The sequence below is a fragment of the Streptomyces sp. NPDC037401 genome, assembly GCF_055602345.1.
Genome location: NZ_JBVJWO010000002.1, coordinates 217,817 through 236,866, shown reverse-complemented (window position 1 = coordinate 236,866; position 19,050 = coordinate 217,817). Strand labels below are relative to the sequence as shown.

Annotated in this window: 14 protein-coding genes; 12 read left to right on the top strand and 2 right to left on the bottom strand. The window is 72.4% G+C overall.

Translation table 11 applies throughout. The features are described 5' to 3' along the window. Positions 1-18: 18 nt before the first annotated feature. Complete coding sequence (locus ACZ7H1_RS02605; protein WP_470783045.1) at positions 19-660, bottom strand: N-acetylmuramoyl-L-alanine amidase; 642 nt, start codon at positions 658-660, stop codon at positions 19-21. A gap of 73 nt (positions 661-733) precedes the next feature. Between ACZ7H1_RS02605 and mnmA the strand changes: the two genes are divergently transcribed. Then, positions 734-1,861: a tRNA 2-thiouridine(34) synthase MnmA gene (gene mnmA / locus ACZ7H1_RS02600; protein ID WP_470783043.1), complete on the top strand. Its 1,128-nt coding sequence runs from the start codon at positions 734-736 to the stop codon at positions 1,859-1,861. Positions 1,862-1,898: 37 nt separating this feature from the next. On the opposite strand, the gene ACZ7H1_RS02595 is transcribed toward mnmA, so the two are convergent. Beyond that, positions 1,899-2,822, bottom strand: a complete 924-nt coding sequence (locus ACZ7H1_RS02595) for an NADP-dependent oxidoreductase (protein ID WP_470783042.1) — start codon at positions 2,820-2,822, stop codon at positions 1,899-1,901. Positions 2,823-2,926: 104 nt separating this feature from the next. On the opposite strand from ACZ7H1_RS02595, the gene ACZ7H1_RS02590 reads away from it, so the two are divergent. The 11 genes from ACZ7H1_RS02590 (at position 2,927) to gatB (ending at position 18,456) form a co-directional block, all read left to right on the top strand. Beyond that, complete coding sequence (locus ACZ7H1_RS02590; protein ID WP_470783040.1) at positions 2,927-3,895, top strand: GlxA family transcriptional regulator; 969 nt, start codon at positions 2,927-2,929, stop codon at positions 3,893-3,895. Positions 3,896-4,063: 168 nt separating this feature from the next. Continuing rightward, positions 4,064-7,432, top strand: a complete 3,369-nt coding sequence (locus tag ACZ7H1_RS02585) for a S8 family peptidase (RefSeq protein WP_470783039.1) — start codon at positions 4,064-4,066, stop codon at positions 7,430-7,432. Between the two features lie 94 nt (positions 7,433-7,526). Next, positions 7,527-8,216: an SDR family oxidoreductase gene (locus ACZ7H1_RS02580; protein WP_470783037.1), complete on the top strand. Its 690-nt coding sequence runs from the start codon at positions 7,527-7,529 to the stop codon at positions 8,214-8,216. Positions 8,217-8,220: 4 nt separating this feature from the next. After that, complete coding sequence (locus tag ACZ7H1_RS02575) at positions 8,221-9,198, top strand: methionine synthase (RefSeq protein ID WP_470783036.1); 978 nt, start codon at positions 8,221-8,223, stop codon at positions 9,196-9,198. Positions 9,199-9,219: 21 nt separating this feature from the next. Beyond that, entirely contained in the window at positions 9,220-11,412 is a 2,193-nt protein-coding gene (ligA, locus tag ACZ7H1_RS02570; RefSeq protein WP_470783035.1) for an NAD-dependent DNA ligase LigA, read from the top strand. 365 nt (positions 11,413-11,777) lie between these two features. After that, a complete protein-coding gene (locus tag ACZ7H1_RS02565) occupies positions 11,778-13,895 on the top strand; it encodes a putative bifunctional diguanylate cyclase/phosphodiesterase (protein ID WP_470783177.1) in 2,118 nt (705 codons plus the stop codon). 128 nt (positions 13,896-14,023) lie between these two features. Next, a complete protein-coding gene (locus tag ACZ7H1_RS02560; protein ID WP_470783034.1) occupies positions 14,024-14,743 on the top strand; it encodes a CAP domain-containing protein in 720 nt (239 codons plus the stop codon). Positions 14,744-14,890: 147 nt separating this feature from the next. Beyond that, positions 14,891-15,187 (top strand): Asp-tRNA(Asn)/Glu-tRNA(Gln) amidotransferase subunit GatC, encoded by a 297-nt coding sequence (gatC, locus tag ACZ7H1_RS02555; protein ID WP_010984178.1) that lies wholly within the window; start codon positions 14,891-14,893, stop codon positions 15,185-15,187. Between the two features lie 5 nt (positions 15,188-15,192). Then, a complete protein-coding gene (gene gatA / locus ACZ7H1_RS02550) occupies positions 15,193-16,692 on the top strand; it encodes an Asp-tRNA(Asn)/Glu-tRNA(Gln) amidotransferase subunit GatA (protein ID WP_470783032.1) in 1,500 nt (499 codons plus the stop codon). Next, positions 16,689-16,928 (top strand): hypothetical protein, encoded by a 240-nt coding sequence (locus tag ACZ7H1_RS02545; RefSeq protein ID WP_470783031.1) that lies wholly within the window; start codon positions 16,689-16,691, stop codon positions 16,926-16,928. The genes gatA and ACZ7H1_RS02545 overlap by 4 nt, the downstream gene beginning before the upstream one ends. Positions 16,929-16,944: 16 nt before the next feature. After that, complete coding sequence (gene gatB, locus ACZ7H1_RS02540; RefSeq protein WP_470783030.1) at positions 16,945-18,456, top strand: Asp-tRNA(Asn)/Glu-tRNA(Gln) amidotransferase subunit GatB; 1,512 nt, start codon at positions 16,945-16,947, stop codon at positions 18,454-18,456. Positions 18,457-19,050 lie beyond the last annotated feature (594 nt).

Sequence of the window (19,050 nt, the reverse complement as noted above, 5' to 3'; positions counted from 1 at the left end):
CCGCCCCGGCGGGCCGCTTCACGCGGCGGTGTGCGAGCGCACCAGGTCGAGGTACCGGTCCCAGTCCCAGTGCGGCCCCGGATCCGTGTGGTCCGCGCCCGGCACCTCGGAGTGCCCCACGATGTGCCGGCGGTCCACCGGGATGCCGTACCGCCGGCAGATGTCCGCCGCCAGCCGCGCCGAGGACCGGTACATCGCGTCGGTGAAGTCCCGGGGCCGGTCCACGAAGCCCACGTGCTCGATGCCGACGCTGCGCTCGTTCATGCTGCGGTTGTTGGCGTGGAAGGCCACGTCCAGCTCGCGCACCATCTGCTCGACGTGCCCGTCCTGGCGCACGATGTAGTGGGCCGAGGCCTTGTGCCACGGATTGCGGAAGGCGTCCACCGCGGACCGGAAGCCGCCCTGGGTGACATGCACCACGATCCGGTCGACCCGGTAGTCCGCGGGCCGGTCCGCCATCCGCCAGTTCGCCGGGGACGCCGCCGTCCAGCGTGCGCCCTTGTGGTCGAGCTCACCCTCCTTGCGAGGCTTGGAAACCCCGGGAATGAGCCAGTATCCGCGCGATATCTCGTCCCGCCCGGCCACCCCGGCCCCGACGAGCACGCCGAGCCCCGTGATCAGCAGCGCCCTCCGCGCCGGTCCCCGCTTCTTGCCGCCCACTCGCAACCACCCCCGTCTCGGAGAAGAACGCCCGTGCCCCGGGTCCGGTTCCCCCCGTACTCTGGTGGGTGCTATGACTCAGAACCCGCAGCCGCGCCGTCCCCTCCGTGTCCTCGCCGCCATGTCCGGCGGAGTGGACTCCGCCGTAGCCGCCGCCCGCGCCGTCGAAGCCGGGCACGACGTGACCGGCGTCCACCTCGCGCTGTCCGCGAACCCGCAGTCCTTCCGCACCGGGGCCCGCGGCTGCTGCACCATCGAGGACTCCCGCGACGCCCGGCGCGCCGCCGACGTCATCGGCATCCCCTTCTACTGCTGGGACCTCGCCGAGCGCTTCCGCGAGGACGTGGTCGAGGACTTCGTCGCCGAGTACGAAGCCGGACGCACCCCGAACCCCTGCCTGCGCTGCAACGAGAAGATCAAGTTCGCCGCGCTGCTCGACAAGGCCCTCGCCCTCGGCTTCGACGCCGTGTGCACCGGCCACTACGCCACCGTCGTGGTCAACGCCGACGGCACCCGCGAGCTGCACCGCGCCTCCGACATGGCCAAGGACCAGTCGTACGTCCTCGGCGTGCTCGACGAGAAGCAGCTCGCCCACGCGCTCTTCCCGCTCGGCGACACGATCACCACCAAGGACGAGATCCGTGCCGAGGCCGAGCGCCGCGGCCTGGCCGTCGCGAAGAAGCCCGACAGCCACGACATCTGCTTCATCGCTGACGGCGACACCCAGGGCTTCCTCGCCAAGCGCCTCGGCAAGGCCGAGGGCGACATCGTCGACGAGTCCGGCCGCAAGCTCGGCTCGCACGAGGGCGCGTACGGCTTCACCATCGGGCAGCGCAAGGGCCTGCGCATCGGCCACCCCGCCGCCGACGGCAAGCCGCGCTACGTCCTCGACATCTCCCCGGTGAACAACACCGTCACCGTCGGCCCGGCCGAGGCGCTCGACGTCACCGGCCTGACCGCCATCAAGCCCCGCTGGTGCGGCGCGCGGGCCGCCGCCCCCGGCACCTACACCGCCCAGCTGCGCGCCCACGGCGGCGAGACCGAGGTCCACGCCGAGGTCGTGGACGGCGAGCTGCGGGTGACCTTCACCGAGCCGGTCCGCGGGGTCGCCCCCGGCCAGGCGATCGTGCTGTACGACGGCACGCGCGTCGTCGGCTCGGCGACCATCGCGACGACGACGCGGGCGACCGCCGCCGTCTGAGGCGGCCGCCCCTCTGCCCCGTCGGCCCCTGCGCCCCTCAGGCCACCGACAGGACGATCTTGCCGGTGGTGCGGCCCCGCTCGCCGATCTCGTGGGCCTTCGCGGCCTGCTCCAGCGGCAGGACCGTGTCGACCGCGGGGCGCAGCCTGCCCTCCTCGACGAGTGCGGCGATCGCCTTCAGGCCCGAGAAGTCCGGCTCGACCAGCGTCCAGCCGGTGCGGAAGCCCTCCGCGCCGGCGGGTACGTCGTCGGGGCCGTTCAACGTGATCAGGTGGCCGCCGGGGCGCAGCACCTTCAGGGAGCGCTCGCCGTACTCGCCGCCGATGGCGTCGATCACCACGTCCACGTCCGCGACCACGTCCTCGAAGCGCGCGGTCCGGTAGTCGATCACCTCGTCGGCGCCGATCGAGCGCAGGAAGTCGTGCTTGGGCGCGCTCGCCGTGCCGATCACGTACGCCCCGAGCGCCTTGGCGATCTGGACGGCGAAGTGCCCGACGCCGCCGGCCGCCGCATGGACCAGCACCCGCTGGCCCGGCTGCAGCCCGGCCGTGTCGGTGAGGGCCTGCCACGCGGTCAGCGAGGCCAGCGGCAGCGCGGCGGCCTCCTCGTGGGTCAGCGCCGCGGGCTTGCGGGCCAGGTGCCGGGCCGGTGCGGTCACGTACTCCGCGTAGCCGCCCGCCTGCACCGGGAAGCGCGGCATCCCGAAGACCTCGTCGCCCGGCCGGTACATCGTCACGCCCGGTCCGACGGCCTCGACGGTGCCGGAGACGTCCCAGCCCACCATGGGGACCGCGCCCCACGGGATCAGGGCGCCGCTGGCGCGGGTCTTCCAGTCGACCGGGTTCACCCCGGCGGCGTGCACCCGGACCAGGACCTCGCCCATGCCCGGCTCGGGACGCTCGGCCTCGACCTCGGTCAGGACCCCGGGACCGCCCCATTCACTGACGACTACGGCACGCATTTCTTCTCCTTCGGTTCCTTCACGCGGTTGCTGTGTCACCACCTTGGGGCAGCTGCGGTCGTGACGGTTCTGGCCAGACGGCCACTATGTGACAGAATCTGGCCATGCACAGAATCGCCGTACTCGCCCTTGAGGGCGTTCCGCCCTTCGAGCTCGGGATCCCCTCCCGGGTCTTCGGCAACGCCTACGACGCCGACGGCCGGCCGCTGTACGAGATCGTGGTGTGCACCGCCGACGGCGAGCCGGTCGCCAGCGATGCGGGCTTCACCATCGCCGTCTCCGCCGGACCCGAGGCGCTGGCCGCCGCCGACACGGTGATCGTGCCGCCCACCCACGCCATGGACGAACTGGTCCGGGGGGAGCCGCTGCGGCCCGAGCTCACCGCCGCCCTCGCCCGGATCCGGCCCGGCACCCGGCTGGTGTCCATCTGCACCGGCTCGTACGTCCTCGCCGCGGCCGGCATGCTCGACGGCCGGCCCGCCACCACCCACTGGCTCAAGGCCGACGAGTTCCGCAGGGCCTTCCCCCGGATCCGGCTCGACGAGGACGTGCTCTTCGTCGACGACGGCGACGTCCTGACCTCGGCCGGGGTCGCCGCGGGCGTCGACCTCTGCCTGCACCTGATCCGCCGCGACCACGGCAGCGCGGTCGCCAACCTCGCCGCCCGGCTGTGCGTCGTACCGCCCTGGCGCGAGGGCGGACAGGCGCAGTACACCGTGCGCCCCGTCCCCGAGCCGACGGTCTCCACCACCGCCGACACCCGCGCGTGGGCCCTGGACCGGCTGCACACCCCGCTGAGCCTGGCCGAGCTGGCGACGCACGCCAGGATGAGCCTGCGCACCTTCACCCGTCGCTTCCGCGACGAGGTGGGCCTCACGCCCGTGCAGTGGCTGACCGCACAGAGACTCGAACTGGCCCGCCAGCTCCTGGAGTCGAGCGACCTCCCGGTCGACCTGGTGGCCCACCGCGCAGGGTTCGGTTCGGCCAACTCGCTGCGCCAGCACATGCGCGCCTCGCTCGGCGTGTCGCCCATCGCCTACCGGCGTACCTTCAAGGCCCGGGCCGCTGCCTGACGTTTTCCGGGGCCCGTGAGAACGGTCCGGAGTCACTTCCTCCTCAACTGTCTTATTCGGACACGTTGTTGAGCGCCTCGCCCGGTCGGGTGATACTGCCCCTTCCGGGGGACGAGCTCCGTTCCCCGCGCGATGACCTCTCATCCGGGGGATGAATTGCGTAAAGGCATGAAGAAGGCCGGCGCGGCCTCAGTCGCCGCAGCCGCGGCCGTGGTGCTGCTGGCGGGGCTGACCACCCCGTCCGCAGCCTCGGTCACCGACCCGACCACGAACCCGTTCGCGGCGCAGCAGGCCGCCGCGGCCAAGAACAAGGGCCTCACCCGCATCACCCTGATCACCGGCGACCGGGTGCTCGTCGATGCCCAGGGCAAGCCGGTCGGGCTCGAAGCGGCCGAGGGACGCACCCGGATACCCGTATCCGTGGAGCGCAGCAACGGGCACACCAGCGTGGTCCCCTTCGACGCACAGCGCCTCATCGCCGCCGGGAAGCTCGACGCCCGGCTCTTCGACATCACGGAGCTCAGCCGCCCCGAGTACCGGGCCGCGCGCGGTGACCGGCTCCGCCTCATCGTCGCCTACCAGGGCGCCGCCCCCGCCGCGAAGGCCGCCCTGCGCGCCGCCGGCGAGGACACCCGCGTCCAGCGCACGTTCACTTCGCTCGGCGCCGAGGCGATCAGCGCCGCGCCGGCCGACGCGGCCGCCGTCTGGGAAGCGCTCACCGACGCACAGCGCGCCACCGGCCGCCGCACGGCAGCAGCCGGCATCGCGACCGTATGGCTCGACGGCATCCGCAAGGCGAGCCTCGACAAGAGCACCAAGCAGATCGGCGCGGACAAGGCCTGGGCCGCCGGGTACGACGGCAAGGGCACGAAGATCGCCGTCCTGGACACCGGAGTGGACGCCACCCACCCCGACTTCGCCGGGAAGGTCGTCGCGGAGAAGAACTTCACCGGGTCCGCCGACGCCAAGGACCGCTTCGGCCACGGCACCCACGTCGCCTCCATCGCGGCCGGCACCGGCGCCAAGTCCGGCGGCCTCCTCAAGGGCGTCGCCCCTGCGGCCGCCCTGCTCAACGGCAAGGTCCTCGACGACAACGGCTACGGCGACGACTCCGGCATCGTCGCCGGCATGGAGTGGGCCGTCGCCCAGGGCTCCGACGTCGTCAACCTCAGCCTCGGCGGCCGGGACACCCCGCAGATCGACCCGCTCGAAGCCGCCGTGAACAAGCTCAGCGCCGACACCGGCGTGCTCTTCGCCATCGCGGCGGGCAACAGCGGCGAGGGCGGGCCCGGCACCGTCGGCTCCCCGGGCAGCGCGGACGCCGCGCTCACCGTGGGCGCCGTCAACGACGACGACAAGCTGGCGTCCTTCTCCAGCATCGGGCCCCGCGTCGGAGACGGCGCGATCAAGCCGGACGTCACCGCCCCCGGCGTGGACACCACCGCCGCGGCCGCCCCCGGCAGCGTCATCGAGCGCGAAGTCGGCCAGCAGCCGCCCGGCTACCTGACCATCTCGGGCACCTCGATGGCCACCCCGCACGCCGCGGGCGCCGCCGCGCTGCTCAAGCAGGCGCACCCGACGTGGAAGGGGCAGCAGCTCAAGGGCATCCTCGCCGCCTCCGCCAAGCCCGGCGCCTACACGGCGTTCCAGCAGGGAAGCGGCCGGATCGCGCTGGACCGGGCCCTGCACCAGACCGTGATCGCCGAGCCCGTTTCGGTCTCCTTCGGCGTCCAGCAGTGGCCGCACACCGACGACAAGCCGGTCACGCGCAACCTCACCTACCGCAACCTCGGCACCACCGCCGTCACCCTCGACGTCACCGTCGCGGGGACCGGCCCCGACGGAAAGCCCTCCCCGGCCGGCTTCTTCACCCTCGGCGTCACCAAGGTCACCGTCCCGGCGGGCGGCACGGCCTCCGTGCCCGTCACCGCGGACACCCGGCTCGGCGGCACCGCCGACGGCTCGTACAGCGCCTACGTCACCGCGACCGGCGGCGGCCAGAGCGTCCGCACCGGGGCCGCAGTGGAGCGCGAGGCCGAGTCGTACGACGTGACCATCAAGCACATCGGCCGCGACGGCAAGCCCAGCAAGTACCACGGCTCCTCCCTCATCGGGCTCAGCGGATACGCCGCGCGCAAGCGCTTCGACGTCTACGACGAGTCCGGCGCGTCCACCATCCGCGCCCCCAAGGGCGGCTACCTGCTCGAATCCACGGTCATCTTCGACCCGAACGACGGCACGAAGGGCCTGGACTGGGTCATCCAGCCCAAGCTGACCGTCACCAAGAACACCACCGTCACCGTGGACGCCCGCAAGACCAAGCCCGTGAAGATCACGGTGCCGTCCGCCACCGCGGTGTCCGCGTTCGCCTCGCCGAGCCTCGTCCTGACCGCCGGCGAGGACGCGTACGGCATCGGCTGGTGGCTCCAGTCGTACGACGGCTTCCGCACCGCCCACCTCGGCCCGCAGGCCGACCCGGGCACGCTCACCCAGCAGTTCGACGCGCACTGGACCCAGGGCGACACGACCGAGTACCACGCGGCCCTCGGCGGACCGACCCGGCGGATCGCCACCGGCTACACCCGCGCGCTGAAGCAGTCCGACCTGGCCACCGTCACCATGGAGCTCGGCGCCGCGGCCCCCGGCAAGGAGGGCGGGATCACCGCCTTCGGCGTGCTGCCCGGCTCCATGGGCGCCAGCGGCTTCACCACCCCCCGCAAGATCCCCGCCGCCGTGACCATGTACCTGTCCGCCCTGGACGGGGTGAAGTGGGACGCGTCCTTCGAGCAGATCTCCGGACGTGACGCGGACGGCTTCCCGCTCGTCGAGGCGAACTACTACGCCGGCGAGGCGAAGGCCTACCAGGCCGGCAAGAGCTACCGGGAGCGCTACAACACCGCCGTCTTCAGCCCGGTCGTCGACCCGGCCCGGGAAGTGGGCGTGTACCGCAACGGCAACGAGATCGGCGCCTTCGTGCCGCTCTTCGCGGACGGCAGCGGCCACCTCGGCGGCTCCGCCCACACCAAGGCCGAGACGGTCCTCTACCGCAACGGCGTCGTGGCCGGCCGCAACAACGACCCGCTCACGGGCAGCGAACTGTTCAAGGTCCCGGCCGGAGACGCCGCGTACAAGCTGACGACGAAGGTCGACCGCAGCCCGAAGCTCTCCATGGTCTCCACCCGGATCCTCGCCAGCTGGTGGTTCCGCTCGGCGAAGACCACCAAGACGGTCCACCTCCCGGTGTCCACGGCCCGCTTCACCCCGAAGCTGGCCATCGACAGCACCTCCCCGGCGGGCCGCACCCTCTCCATCCCGCTGACCGTCCAGGGAGCGGCCGCGGGCGCCAACCTCAAGTCGCTCACCGCGTACGCCTCGTACGACGGCGGGTACACCTGGAAGAAGCTGACCGTGAAGGCCGGCAAGGTCTCCGTCAAGAACCCGGCCAAGGGCAAGGCGGTCTCGCTCCGCGCCGTGATCGAGGACAAGAACGGCAACAAGTCCGACGTGAGCGTCATCAACGCGTACTGCGCGGGCTGACGCCCCGGGGCCCCGCCGCACACCCCGCGGCGGGGCCCCGCCCCACCCGCCCCTGCGGCGCGGGCGGGCCGTCGCAGGGTGCGAGCATGGGGGCATGGCAACCCACCTCATCACCGGCGCCGGCTCCGGCATCGGCGCCGCCGTCGCGCGGCGCCTGCACGAGCGCGGCGACGAGCTGCTCCTCCTCGCCCGCGACGCCGCCCGCGGCAAGGAACTGACCGCCCGCTACCCCGGATCCCGGGCGCTCGTCGCCGACCTCGCCGACCCCGACCGGATCTCCTGGGCGTTCTCCCACCAGGCCCTGCCCGACCGGCTCGACTCCCTCCTCCACGTCGCCGGGATCGTCGACCTCGGGCCCGTCGGCGAGCTGCGCCCCAAGACCTGGCACCAGCAGCTCAACGTCAACCTGATCGCCCCCGCCGAGCTGACCCGCCTGCTGCTGCCCTCGCTGCGCGCCGCCCAGGGCCACGTCCTGTACGTGAACTCCGGCGCCGGCCTGCACGCCCACGCCGAGTGGGGCGCGTACGCCGCCTCCAAGCACGGCCTCAAGGCCCTCGCCGACTCCCTGCGCCACGAGGAGAAGCCCAACGGCGTCCGCGTCACCTCCGTCTACCCGGGCCGCACCGCCACCCCCATGCAGGCCAAGGTGCACTCCCAGGAGGGCAAGGACTACGACCCCGCCGCCTGGATCGACCCCGAGTCCGTCGCGACCACCGTCCTCATGGCGCTCGACCTGCCCCGGGACGCCGAGGTCAACGACCTGACCGTACGGCCGGGGCGCTGAGCCGATGACCGCCACCGGAGTCGGCTCGCTGCCCGGCGGGGACGCGCGCGAGGCCGCCAAGACCGTCACGGGGACCTTCGAGGACTTCCCCTACCTTCCCGAACTCCCCGCCCGGGGCCCCGGCGCCGACATGATCGGCCGCTCCCTCGGGCTCCTCGTCGACCTGTACGCCCACCTCGAACCCAGCGGCTGGCGGCTGAGCGACCGGCCGGGCCGGGACACCCGCCGGGCCCGGTCCTGGCTCGGGGAGGACCTCGACGCCCTGGAGGAGTTCACCCAGGGCTACGAGGGCCGGCTCAAGATCCAGGCCGTCGGGCCCTGGACCCTGGCCGCCGCGCTGGAGCTGCGCAGCGGCGAAGCCCTCCTCCGGGACCCCGGCGCCTGCCGGGACCTGGCCGGCTCCCTCGCCGAAGGCCTGCACGGCCACCTCGCCGACGTGCGCAAGCGGATCCCCGGCGCCGAGATCGTGCTCCAGCTCGACGAACCCTCGCTGGGCGCCGTCCTGCGCGGACAGGTGAAGACCGCCAGCGGCTACCGCACCTACCGGGCCGTGGACCGGCAGGTCGCCGAGGGCGCGCTGCGCGACCTGTTCGCCGTCCACGACGGGCCGTCCGTCGTGCACTCCTGCGCCCCCGGCGTGCCCTTCGCCCTGCTGCGCCGCGCCGGCGCCACGGGCGTGTCGTTCGATTTCTCGTTGCTCACCGAGCGCGAGGACGAGGCGATCGGGGAGGCCGTCGAAGGCGGCACGAAACTCTTCGCCGGAGTGGTGCCGGGCACCGACGGCCCGTTGTCGGACCCTGCCGGTAGCGTCATGGGTGTCAGGAAGCTCTGGCGCAGGCTGGGGCTGGCCCCGGGGGCTCTCGCGGAGTCCGTCGTGGTCACCCCGTCGTGCGGTCTGGCGGGCGCCTCGCCCGCGTACGCCCGCGCGGTACAGGCCCACTGCGTCAGGGCGGCGAGGTCGCTCGCCGACAACCCTGAGTGATGGCTTAACGGGAGGACAGGCATGGCAGCCGAACAGCAGCAGGGCAGCGTGGTACCGGCAGAAGCGCGCGAGCAGCACGCCCTGCTCGCGGAGCAGGTGGAGGAACACCGCTTCCGGTACTACGTGAACGACCAGCCGGTCGTCAGCGACGCCGAGTTCGACAGGCTGCTGCGCTCGCTGGAGGCACTGGAGGAGGAGTACCCGGAGCTGCGCACCCCGGACTCGCCCACGCAGAAGGTCGCCGGGGCGTACGAAACCGACTTCACCTCCGTCGAGCACCGCGAGCGCATGCTGTCCCTCGACAACGCCTTCGCCGACGAGGAACTGTCCGCGTGGGCCGACCGGGTGGCCCGGGACGTCGGCACCCCGGACTTCCACTACCTGTGCGAGCTCAAGGTCGACGGCCTCGCGGTCAACCTCACCTACGAGAACGGGCGGCTGACCCGGGCCGCCACCCGCGGCGACGGCCGCACCGGCGAGGACATCACGCCCAACGTCCGCACCATCACGGAGATCCCCGACCGCCTCAAGGGCGAGCGCATCCCGGCACTGGTCGAGATCCGCGGCGAGGTCTTCTTCCCCATGGAGAAGTTCGAAGAGCTCAACGCCCGCCTGGTCGAGGCGGGGGACAAGCCCTTCGCGAACCCGCGCAACGCCGCCGCAGGATCGCTTCGCCAGAAGGACCCCAAGGTCACCGCCACCCGCCCGCTCCACATGGTGGTGCACGGCATCGGCGCCCGCGAGGGCCTCGACATCGACTGCCTGTCGCACGCGTACGACCTCCTGCACGAGTGGGGCCTGCCCACCGCCCGCCACAACAAGGTCGTGGACTCGCTGGCGCAGGTCCGGGACTTCATCGCGTACTTCGGCGAGAACCGCCACTCGGTGGAGCACGAGATCGACGGCGTGGTCGTCAAGCTCGACGAGATCCCGCTCCAGGGCCGCCTCGGCTCCACGGCGCGCGCCCCGCGCTGGGCGATCGCCTGGAAGTACGCTCCCGAAGAGGTCAACACCAAGCTCGTCGACATCAAGGTGGGCGTCGGCCGCACCGGCCGCGTCACCCCGTACGCCCAGGTGGAGCCGGTCACGGTGGCCGGCTCGGAGGTCGAGTTCGCCACCCTGCACAACCAGGAAGTGGTCAAGGCCAAGGGCGTCCTCATCGGCGACACCGTCGTGCTGCGCAAGGCCGGCGACGTGATCCCCGAGATCCTCGGCCCGGTGGTGGACCTGCGGGACGGCACCGAGCGGGAGTTCGTCATGCCGGCGCAGTGCCCGGAGTGCGGCACCGCGCTGCGGCCGATGAAGGAGGGCGACATCGACCTCCGCTGCCCCAACGGCCAGACCTGCCCCGCCCAGTTGCGCGAACGGCTGTTCTATCTGGGCGGCCGCCAGTGCCTGGACATCGAGAACTTCGGCGCGGTGGCCGCCGCCGCGCTCACCCGGCCGCTGGAGCCGGCCGAACCGCCGATGCGCGACGAGGGCGACCTGTTCGACCTCACCATCGAGGACCTGCTGCCCATCAAGGCGTACGTCCTCGACGCCGACAGCGGGCTGCCCAAGCGCGACCCCAAGACCGGCGAGGAGAAGATCGTCACGGTCTTCGCCAACCAGAAGGGCGAGCCGAAGAAGAACGCCCTGGCGATGCTGGAGAACATCGCCGCGGCCAAGGACCGCCCCCTGGCCCGCGTCATCAACGGCCTCTCGATCCGGCACGTCGGCCCCGTCGCCGCCCAGGCCCTCGCCCGGGAGTTCCGCTCGATCGACCGGATCGAGGCGGCGACGGAAGAAGAACTGGCCGCGACCGAGGGCGTCGGCGCCATCATCGCCGCCTCCCTCAAGGAGTGGTTCGCCGTCGACTGGCACCAGGAGATCCTGCGCAAGTGGCGGGCCGCCGGCGTCCGGATGGAGGAGGAGGGCGCAGGCGAGGAGACCGGGCCGCGCCCGCTGGAGGGCATGACCGTCGTCGTGACCGGCACCCTGGCCGGCCACACCCGCGACGGCGCCAAGGAGGCGCTCCAGAGCCGCGGCGCGAAGGTGACCGGGTCCGTCTCGAAGAAGACCTCGTTCGTCGTCGTGGGCGACAACCCCGGCTCGAAGTACGACAAGGCCATGCAGTTGAAACTCGCCGTACTCGACGAGGCGGGTTTTGCCGTCCTGTTGGAGCAGGGACCCGACGCCGCTCGCGAGGCCGCCCTTCCGGTTGAGGGGGAATAGTGCCCGCACGGAGCTAGCCAGGCACCCCTGACCTGTCGGATCATCAGATGGGTGACAGGGGGGTCCTGGTCCGATCTCACCCGTTCGGCGGATACCGTACTGATGACAATGGCTGGGTCGCATTCGGGCAACCGCCGCCGACCGCTGCCCCTGGGAGCCCCCTGCGGCCTACTGTTGAGGGGTGCGCCTGTCGTGCACGGCTGCGTGGTGCGATGCCCAGCCGTGATGGCATGACATCGGGCCATCGCGTGGCATCGGCACAGCCGGCTGTGAGAGGGACGGGCATGAAACCCACCGAAAGCGCCGACCCGTCACCTGAATTCGGCGGGGAGCCCCCGGTCGTACGGGGCGGACGGCTCGGCGTCCTGGGATCCAGGACCCCCGAGACGTACCCGCTCGACACCGGCGTCAGCGGCACCGGCGGCACCGCGCGGCGCACCATCCTGCCCATCGCCGTGATCGGCCTGGCCGCGGTCGTCCTCGTCGCGGGCATCGTCCACGCCGTCGGCGACGGCCACGCCCTCTTCCCCGGATCCACCGTCGGCTGGTCCCTGGCCCTGCTCAGCGGCATCATCGTCGGCCACCTGGTCGCCCTCGGCCGCGACCGCTGGTGGGGCGGCACCGGCTCCGGCGCCGCCCTCACCCTCGGCGTGCTCCTCCTCTACGGCTGGGTCCCCGCCGGACTCGTCAGCCTGGCCGTGGTCTCCCTCGTCGGGGCGGCCCGTCGGCACCGCTGGCGGCAGGGCCTGCTGCACGGCGCCGTCGACGTCCTCGGCATCGGCGCGGGCGCCCTCGTCCTCGCGGCCTTCGGAGACGCCCCCACCGTGGAGGAGCCCTGGCATCCCCTGCGCTGGGAGCTCGACGCCATCCCCGAGGTGGTCCTCGTCGCCGTCGCCTACCTCGCCGTCACCCGCGTGATCCTCTGGCTCGCCCTCGCACCCCGCGGCGGCGGACTGCCCACCGTCGCCCGCACGGCGATGGTCCGTCAGGCTTTGGTCGCCGTCGCCCTCCTGGGCATCGCCCCGCTGATCTGCGTCATCGCCGTCACCCTGCCGGTGCTGCTGCCGCTGTTCGCCGTCCCGCTGATCGCACTCGACTCCACCCTGTGGATCGCCCGCGCCCGGGCCGAGGAGCAGCTGCGCGACCCCCTCACCGGGCTGCCCAACCGGCAGTGGCTGCTCGAGCGCGCCTGGAGCGCACTCGACGAGGCGGAACGTACCGGCACCCGATCCGCCCTCGTCCTGATCGACCTGGACCGCTTCCGCGCCGTCAACGACACCCTGGGCCACCTCGCCGGCGACCGCCTCCTGCTCCAGATCGCCGACCGCCTCCGCCTCGCCCTGCCCCGGCACGCCGAAGCCGCCCGGCTCGGCGGCGACGAGTTCGCCGTCCTGATCCCCGTCGCGGACTCCACCACCAGCGCCCAGCGGATCGCCCGCCACCTGGTCGCCGAGCTCAGCTCCCCCCTCGACCTGGACGGCCTCACCCTCGTCCTCGAGGCCAGCGCCGGCCTCGCCGTCTTCCCCGACCACGCCCTGGACGCCGAGGGCCTGCTGCGCCGCGCCGACGTCGCCATGTACCAGGCGAAGCGCGACCGCACCGGAGTCGAGGTCTACGAATCCAAGCGCGACAGCAACACGCCCGACCGCCTCGGCCTCCTCGGCGACCTCCGCCGCGCCCTCGACGCGAGCGAGGTCGAACTCCACTACCAGCCCAAGGTCCGCTTCGACGGCCAGGTCGCCGGGCTCGAAGCCCTCGTCCGCTGGGTGCACCCCGAACGCGGCCGGGTCCCTCCCGACGAGTTCATCGCGATCGCCGAGACCTCCGGCCTCATGCCGCACCTCACCGAGTACGTACTGGAGACCGCCCTCGCCCAGGTCGCCCGCTGGCGCGCCCAGGGCCTCAAGGTCCCGGTCGCCGTCAACGTCTCCCCCCGCGACGTCCACACCCCCGGCTTCGCGGGCGCCGTCGCCGCCCGCCTGGCCCGCCACGGCGTGCCCGCCGGCGCCCTCCAGCTGGAGATCACCGAGCACGTCCTGCTGGAGGACCCGCAGCGCGCGGCCGACACCATGGCCGGCCTCACCGGCCACGGCGTCAAGATGTCCCTGGACGACTTCGGCACCGGCTACTCCTCCCTGGTGCACCTGCGCCGCCTGCCCGTCAGCGAGCTGAAGATCGACCGGTCCTTCGTGGCCCGGCTCGCCGTGGACGCCCAGGACGCCGAGATCGTCCGCTGCACCGTCGACCTCGCCCACTCCCTGGGCCTGCTCGTCGTCGCCGAGGGCGTGGAGGACGACGAGACCTGGGAGCGCTTGCGCGACCTCGGCTGCGACGCCGTCCAGGGCTGGCTGGTCGCCGCCGCCATGCCCCCGGCCGAGGCCACCGCCTGGCTGCTGGCCCGCGGCGAACGCGGCTGGCGCCGCCCCGCCGACATCACGGCCGACCTCTCCGCGGTGACCTCCTCCGAGACGCAGGCCCCGTAGCGGGCAGGCGGGCGTACGCCCCGGCCACCCGGGGCGTACACACGGCATCCGGGAAAAGCGTTATCCGCATTCCTGCGGCAGGTCTCCTCTGTAGCCGGACACCCCGGCGCACCAGAGAACGGAGTCCCATGCCCCAGCACGACGCCCGTCACCAGCCCGCCCCCGAAGCGCCCGCCGCCGACGCAGCCCCCCGGGCCCGCCACCGCCGCTCCCGGGGACGCGTGACCGCGCTGTCCGTCGCCGCAGCCTCCGTCGCGGCCACCGCCGCAGCCTTCGCCTGGCCCGCGGCCGGGCAGGCCACCACCGCCGAGGCCGAGCGCCCCGCCGCCGCCCGCCCCGCCGCCCTGCCGGGGCAGAGCGCCTCCATACCCGGGGCGCAGAGCTCCGCCGGCCTCGCCCCCGCCGGCCGGGCCGCGGCCCCCGCCGCCCCTGCGGCCCCGGCGAGCCCCGCGGCCGCCAAGGCCGCCCAGTACGCCAAGAAGGTCATCGCCCTCGTCAACCAGCAGCGCGCGCGAGCCGGCTGCGCCCCGCTGCGCGCGGACAAGCGGCTCATGAAGGCCGCCCAGTACCACGCCAACGACATGGCCAAGCGGAACTACTACTCCCACACCAGCCCCGAGGGCCGCAGCGCCGGGGACCGGATGACCAAGGCCGGGTACCGCTGGATGCGGTGGGGCGAGAACATCTACAAGAGCCCGCGCACCCCCGCCAAGGCGATGGCCGGCTGGATGGACAGCCCCGGCCACCGCGCCAACATCCTGAACTGCAGCTACAAGGACATCGGCGTGGGCGTGAACCTCAAGTCGAACGGTCCCTGGTGGGTCCAGAACTTCGGCAGCAAGCGCTGACCGGCACCCCGGCCCGCACAGTGTGACAAAAGCCGTTTGGCGGGAGCCGTGTCCCGGCTCCCGCCAAACCGTTTCGTGGTGTGACGTCCGCGCCCCCTAGGATTGGGCCCGAAACCTACACACTCACCACCCTCAGAGGATCGCTGCATGCCTGGCATCACGCGCGAGGAGGTCGCCCACCTCGCTCGGCTGGCGCGTCTGGAGCTCAAGGCCGAAGAGCTGGATCACTTCGCCGGACAGCTCGACGACATCATCGGCGCGGTCGCCCGCGTTTCCGAGGTCGCCGACCAAGACGTCCCGCCGACCTCCCACCCGCTGCCGCTGACGAACGTCATGCGCGCGGACGAGGTCCGTCCGTCGCTCACCCCCGAGCAGGCGCTCTCCGGAGCTCCCGCGCAGGAGCAGCAGCGTTTCAAGGTGCCGCAGATCCTGGGGGAGGACTAACCGTCATGACGGACAGCAACATCATCAAGCTCACCGCCGCCGAGATCGCCGCGAAGATCGCTTCGGGCGAGCTCACGGCCGTCGAGGTCACCGAGGCCCACCTGGCCCGCATCGAGGCCGTCGACGAGAAGGTCCACGCCTTCCTGCACGTCGACCGCGAGGGTGCCCTCGCGCAGGCCCGCGCCGTCGACGCCAAGCGCGCCGCGGGCGAGAAGCTCGGCCCGCTGGCCGGCGTACCGCTCGCGCTCAAGGACATCTTCACCACCAAGGGTGTGCCGACCACGGTCGGCTCGAAGATCCTCGAGGGCTGGATCCCGCCGTACGACGCCACCCTGACGCGCAAGCTCAAGGAAGCCGGCGTCGTCATCCTCGGCAAGACCAACATGGACGAGTTCGCCATGGGGTCCTCCACCGAGAACAGCGCCTACGGCCCCACCGGCAACCCCTGGGACCTCACCCGGATCCCCGGCGGCTCCGGCGGCGGCTCCTCCGCGGCCCTCGCCGCGTACGAGGCCCCCCTCGCGATCGGCACCGACACCGGCGGCTCGATCCGCCAGCCCGCGGCCGTCACCGCCACCGTCGGCGTCAAGCCGACCTACGGCGGCGTCTCCCGCTACGGCATGGTCGCCTTCTCCTCCTCCCTCGACCAGGGCGGCCCCTGCGCCCGCACGGTCCTGGACGCGGCCCTGCTGCACGAGGTCATCGCCGGCCACGACCCGCTCGACTCCACCTCCATCGACGCCCCGGTCCCGCCGGTCGTCGAGGCCGCGCGCAACGGCTCCGTCGCCGGCATGCGCGTCGGTGTCGTCAAGCAGTTCGCCGGCGAGGGCTACCAGGCCGGTGTCGTCCAGCGCTTCAACGAGTCCGTGGAGCTCCTCAAGGAGCTGGGCGCCGAGATCGTCGAGCTGGACTGCCCGTCCTTCGACCTCGCGCTCGCCGCGTACTACCTGATCGCCCCGTCCGAGTGCTCCTCGAACCTGGCCCGCTTCGACGCCATGCGCTACGGCCTGCGGGTCGGCGACGACGGCACGAAGTCCGCCGAGGACGTCACGGCCCTGACCCGCGAAGCCGGCTTCGGCGACGAGGTCAAGCGCCGCATCATCCTCGGCACGTACGCGCTCAGCTCCGGCTACTACGACGCGTACTACGGCTCCGCCCAGAAGGTCCGCACGCTCATCACCAAGGACTTCGAGAAGTCCTTCGAGCAGGTCGACGTGATCGTCTCCCCGACGACCCCGACCACCGCCTTCCCGATCGGTGAGCGCGCCGACGACCCGATGGCGATGTACCTCGCGGACCTGTGCACCATCCCGACCAACCTGGCCGGCAACTCCGCCATGTCGCTCCCGTGCGGCCTGGCACCCGAGGACGGTCTCCCGGTCGGTCTGCAGATCATCGCCCCGGCAATGAAGGACGACCGCCTGTACAAGGTCGGTGCCGCCGTCGAGGCCGCCTTCGTCGCGCGCTGGGGTCACCCGCTGCTCGAGGAGGCTCCGTCGCTGTGAGTGCACTGACCAAGGCCAAGGGCTTCAAGAAGTCGAAGTCCGGCACGTACCTGTCGATCGGCACCACCGCCTTCGGCGCCATCAGCGTGATCAAGCAGGCCCGCAGGGCCCGCACCGAGAGCGACACGCTGCAGCTCGTCGACGCCGTAGTGTCCGCCGCCGCCATCGTCACCGGCCTCGCGATCCTGTACCGCGAGCTGAAGCGCCTCGGCGACGACGACGTCCTGCTGGGCTGAGAGGGAAAGTTTCACCGTGACCGTCACTGAACTCCTGTCGTACGACGCGGCCCTGGCCACGTACGACCCCGTCATGGGCCTCGAGGTCCATGTCGAGCTCGGCACCCGCACCAAGATGTTCTGCGGCTGCTCGACCGAGCTGGGCGCCGAGCCCAACTCGCAGACCTGTCCGGTCTGCCTGGGCCTGCCCGGCGCGCTCCCGGTCGTCAACGCCATCGGCATCGAGTCCGCCATCAAGATCGGCCTCGCGCTGAACTGCGAGATCGCCGAGTGGTGCCGCTTCGCCCGGAAGAACTACTTCTATCCGGACATGCCGAAGAACTTCCAGACCTCCCAGTACGACGAGCCCATCGCCTTCAACGGCTACCTGGACGTCCAGCTGGAGGACGGCGAGATCTTCCGCGTGGAGATCGAGCGCGCCCACATGGAGGAGGACACCGGCAAGTCGCTGCACGTCGGCGGCGCCACCGGCCGTATCCACGGCGCGTCCCACTCCCTGCTGGACTACAACCGCGCCGGCATCCCGCTCATCGAGATCGTCACCAAGCCGATCGAGGGCGCGGGGGCGCGGGCTCCGGAAGTCGCCAAGGCGTACGTCGCCGAGCTGCGCGAGGTCATCAAGGCGCTCGGCGTCTCCGAGGCCCGTATGGACAAGGGCCAGATGCGCTGCGACGTGAACCTGTCGCTGCGCCCGAACGGCACCGAGACCTTCGGCACCCGCTCGGAGACCAAGAACGTCAACTCGCTGCGTTCCGTCGAGCGGGCCGCCCGTTTCGAGATCCAGCGCCACGCGGCCGTCCTGCAGTCCGGCGGGTCGATCGTGCAGGAGACCCGTCACTTCCACGAGGACGACGGCTCCACCACCTCCGGCCGCATCAAGGACAACGCCGAGGACTACCGGTACTTCCCGGAGCCCGACCTCGTCCCGGTCGCCCCGGCCCGCGAGTGGGTCGAGGAACTGCGCGCCGGACTGCCCGAGATGCCGCGTGCGCGCCGCAACCGGCTCCGCGAGGAGTGGGGCGTCACCGAGCACGACATGCAGTCGATCCTCAACGCGGGCGCGGTGGAGGCCATCGTCGCCACGATCGAGGCGGGTGCCGACTCGGTGGCCGCGCGCAAGTGGTGGATGGGCGAGCTGGCCCGCAACGCCAACGAGCAGGGCGTCGGCGTGGAAGAGCTGCCGATCACCCCGGCCGACGTCGCGCGCGTCTCGGCGCTGGTCGCCGAGGGCTCGCTGAACGACAAGCTGGCCCGCCAGGTCCTGGAGGGCGTCCTCGCGGGCGAGGGCACCCCGGACGAGGTCGTCGACAAGCGCGGCCTGAAGGTCGTCTCGGACGAGGGCGCGCTGGGCGCGGCCGTGGACGAGGCCATCGCGGGCAACGCCGCCATCGCGGACAAGATCCGCGGCGGCAAGGTCGCGGCCGTGGGCGCCCTGGTCGGCGCGGTCATGAAGACCACCCGCGGCCAGGCGGACGCGGCCCGCGTGAAGGAGCTCATCCTGGAACGCCTGGGCGTCTCGGAGGGCTGAGCGCGGGTACGTCCCGTCCAGCGGTAGTAGCAGTAGTAGTAGCAGCAGACAGGCCCCCGCCGGTTTTCACCGGCGGGGGCCTGTTGCGTTGTCGCCACTGCACCGGACCGGCAACCGGTCCGGGTCGGCGTCGGCGGCGTTTCCGGTGGGTCGGGGTTTGGACGGTTCTCCGGGGGATGCTCGCATGTCTGAGTGTCCGTCCGTGCCGGGCCGTGCCCTCAAGGGCGCTCCTCCTCGTTCCTCGTCGTCGCGTCGCTTCGCGATTCCGCTTCGCTCCACCCTTGACCGCCCGTCCCGTCCCGGAAGTCCACAGACTTGCGAGCATCCCCCGGAGGGGGAGGGATGGCAGCGGGGACGGGCCACCACCCGGTGGGGTCGGCCCGCGCAGCGGGACGGGGGCGCGGGCCCGCCCTCCGGGCGGAAGGGCACGCGGCAGATCGCTGCACGGTCCCGGTCGATCGGCGGCCGGCGGACCGGCCGTGGCCGGGCATAGGCCACCACCGATCGCTACACAGCCGAGGCCGTGGCCGGGCATACAGGCCACCGGCGGCGGACGCTTGTCTGCAGCAGAGCTCGGTGGGGCGGTCGTCAGGC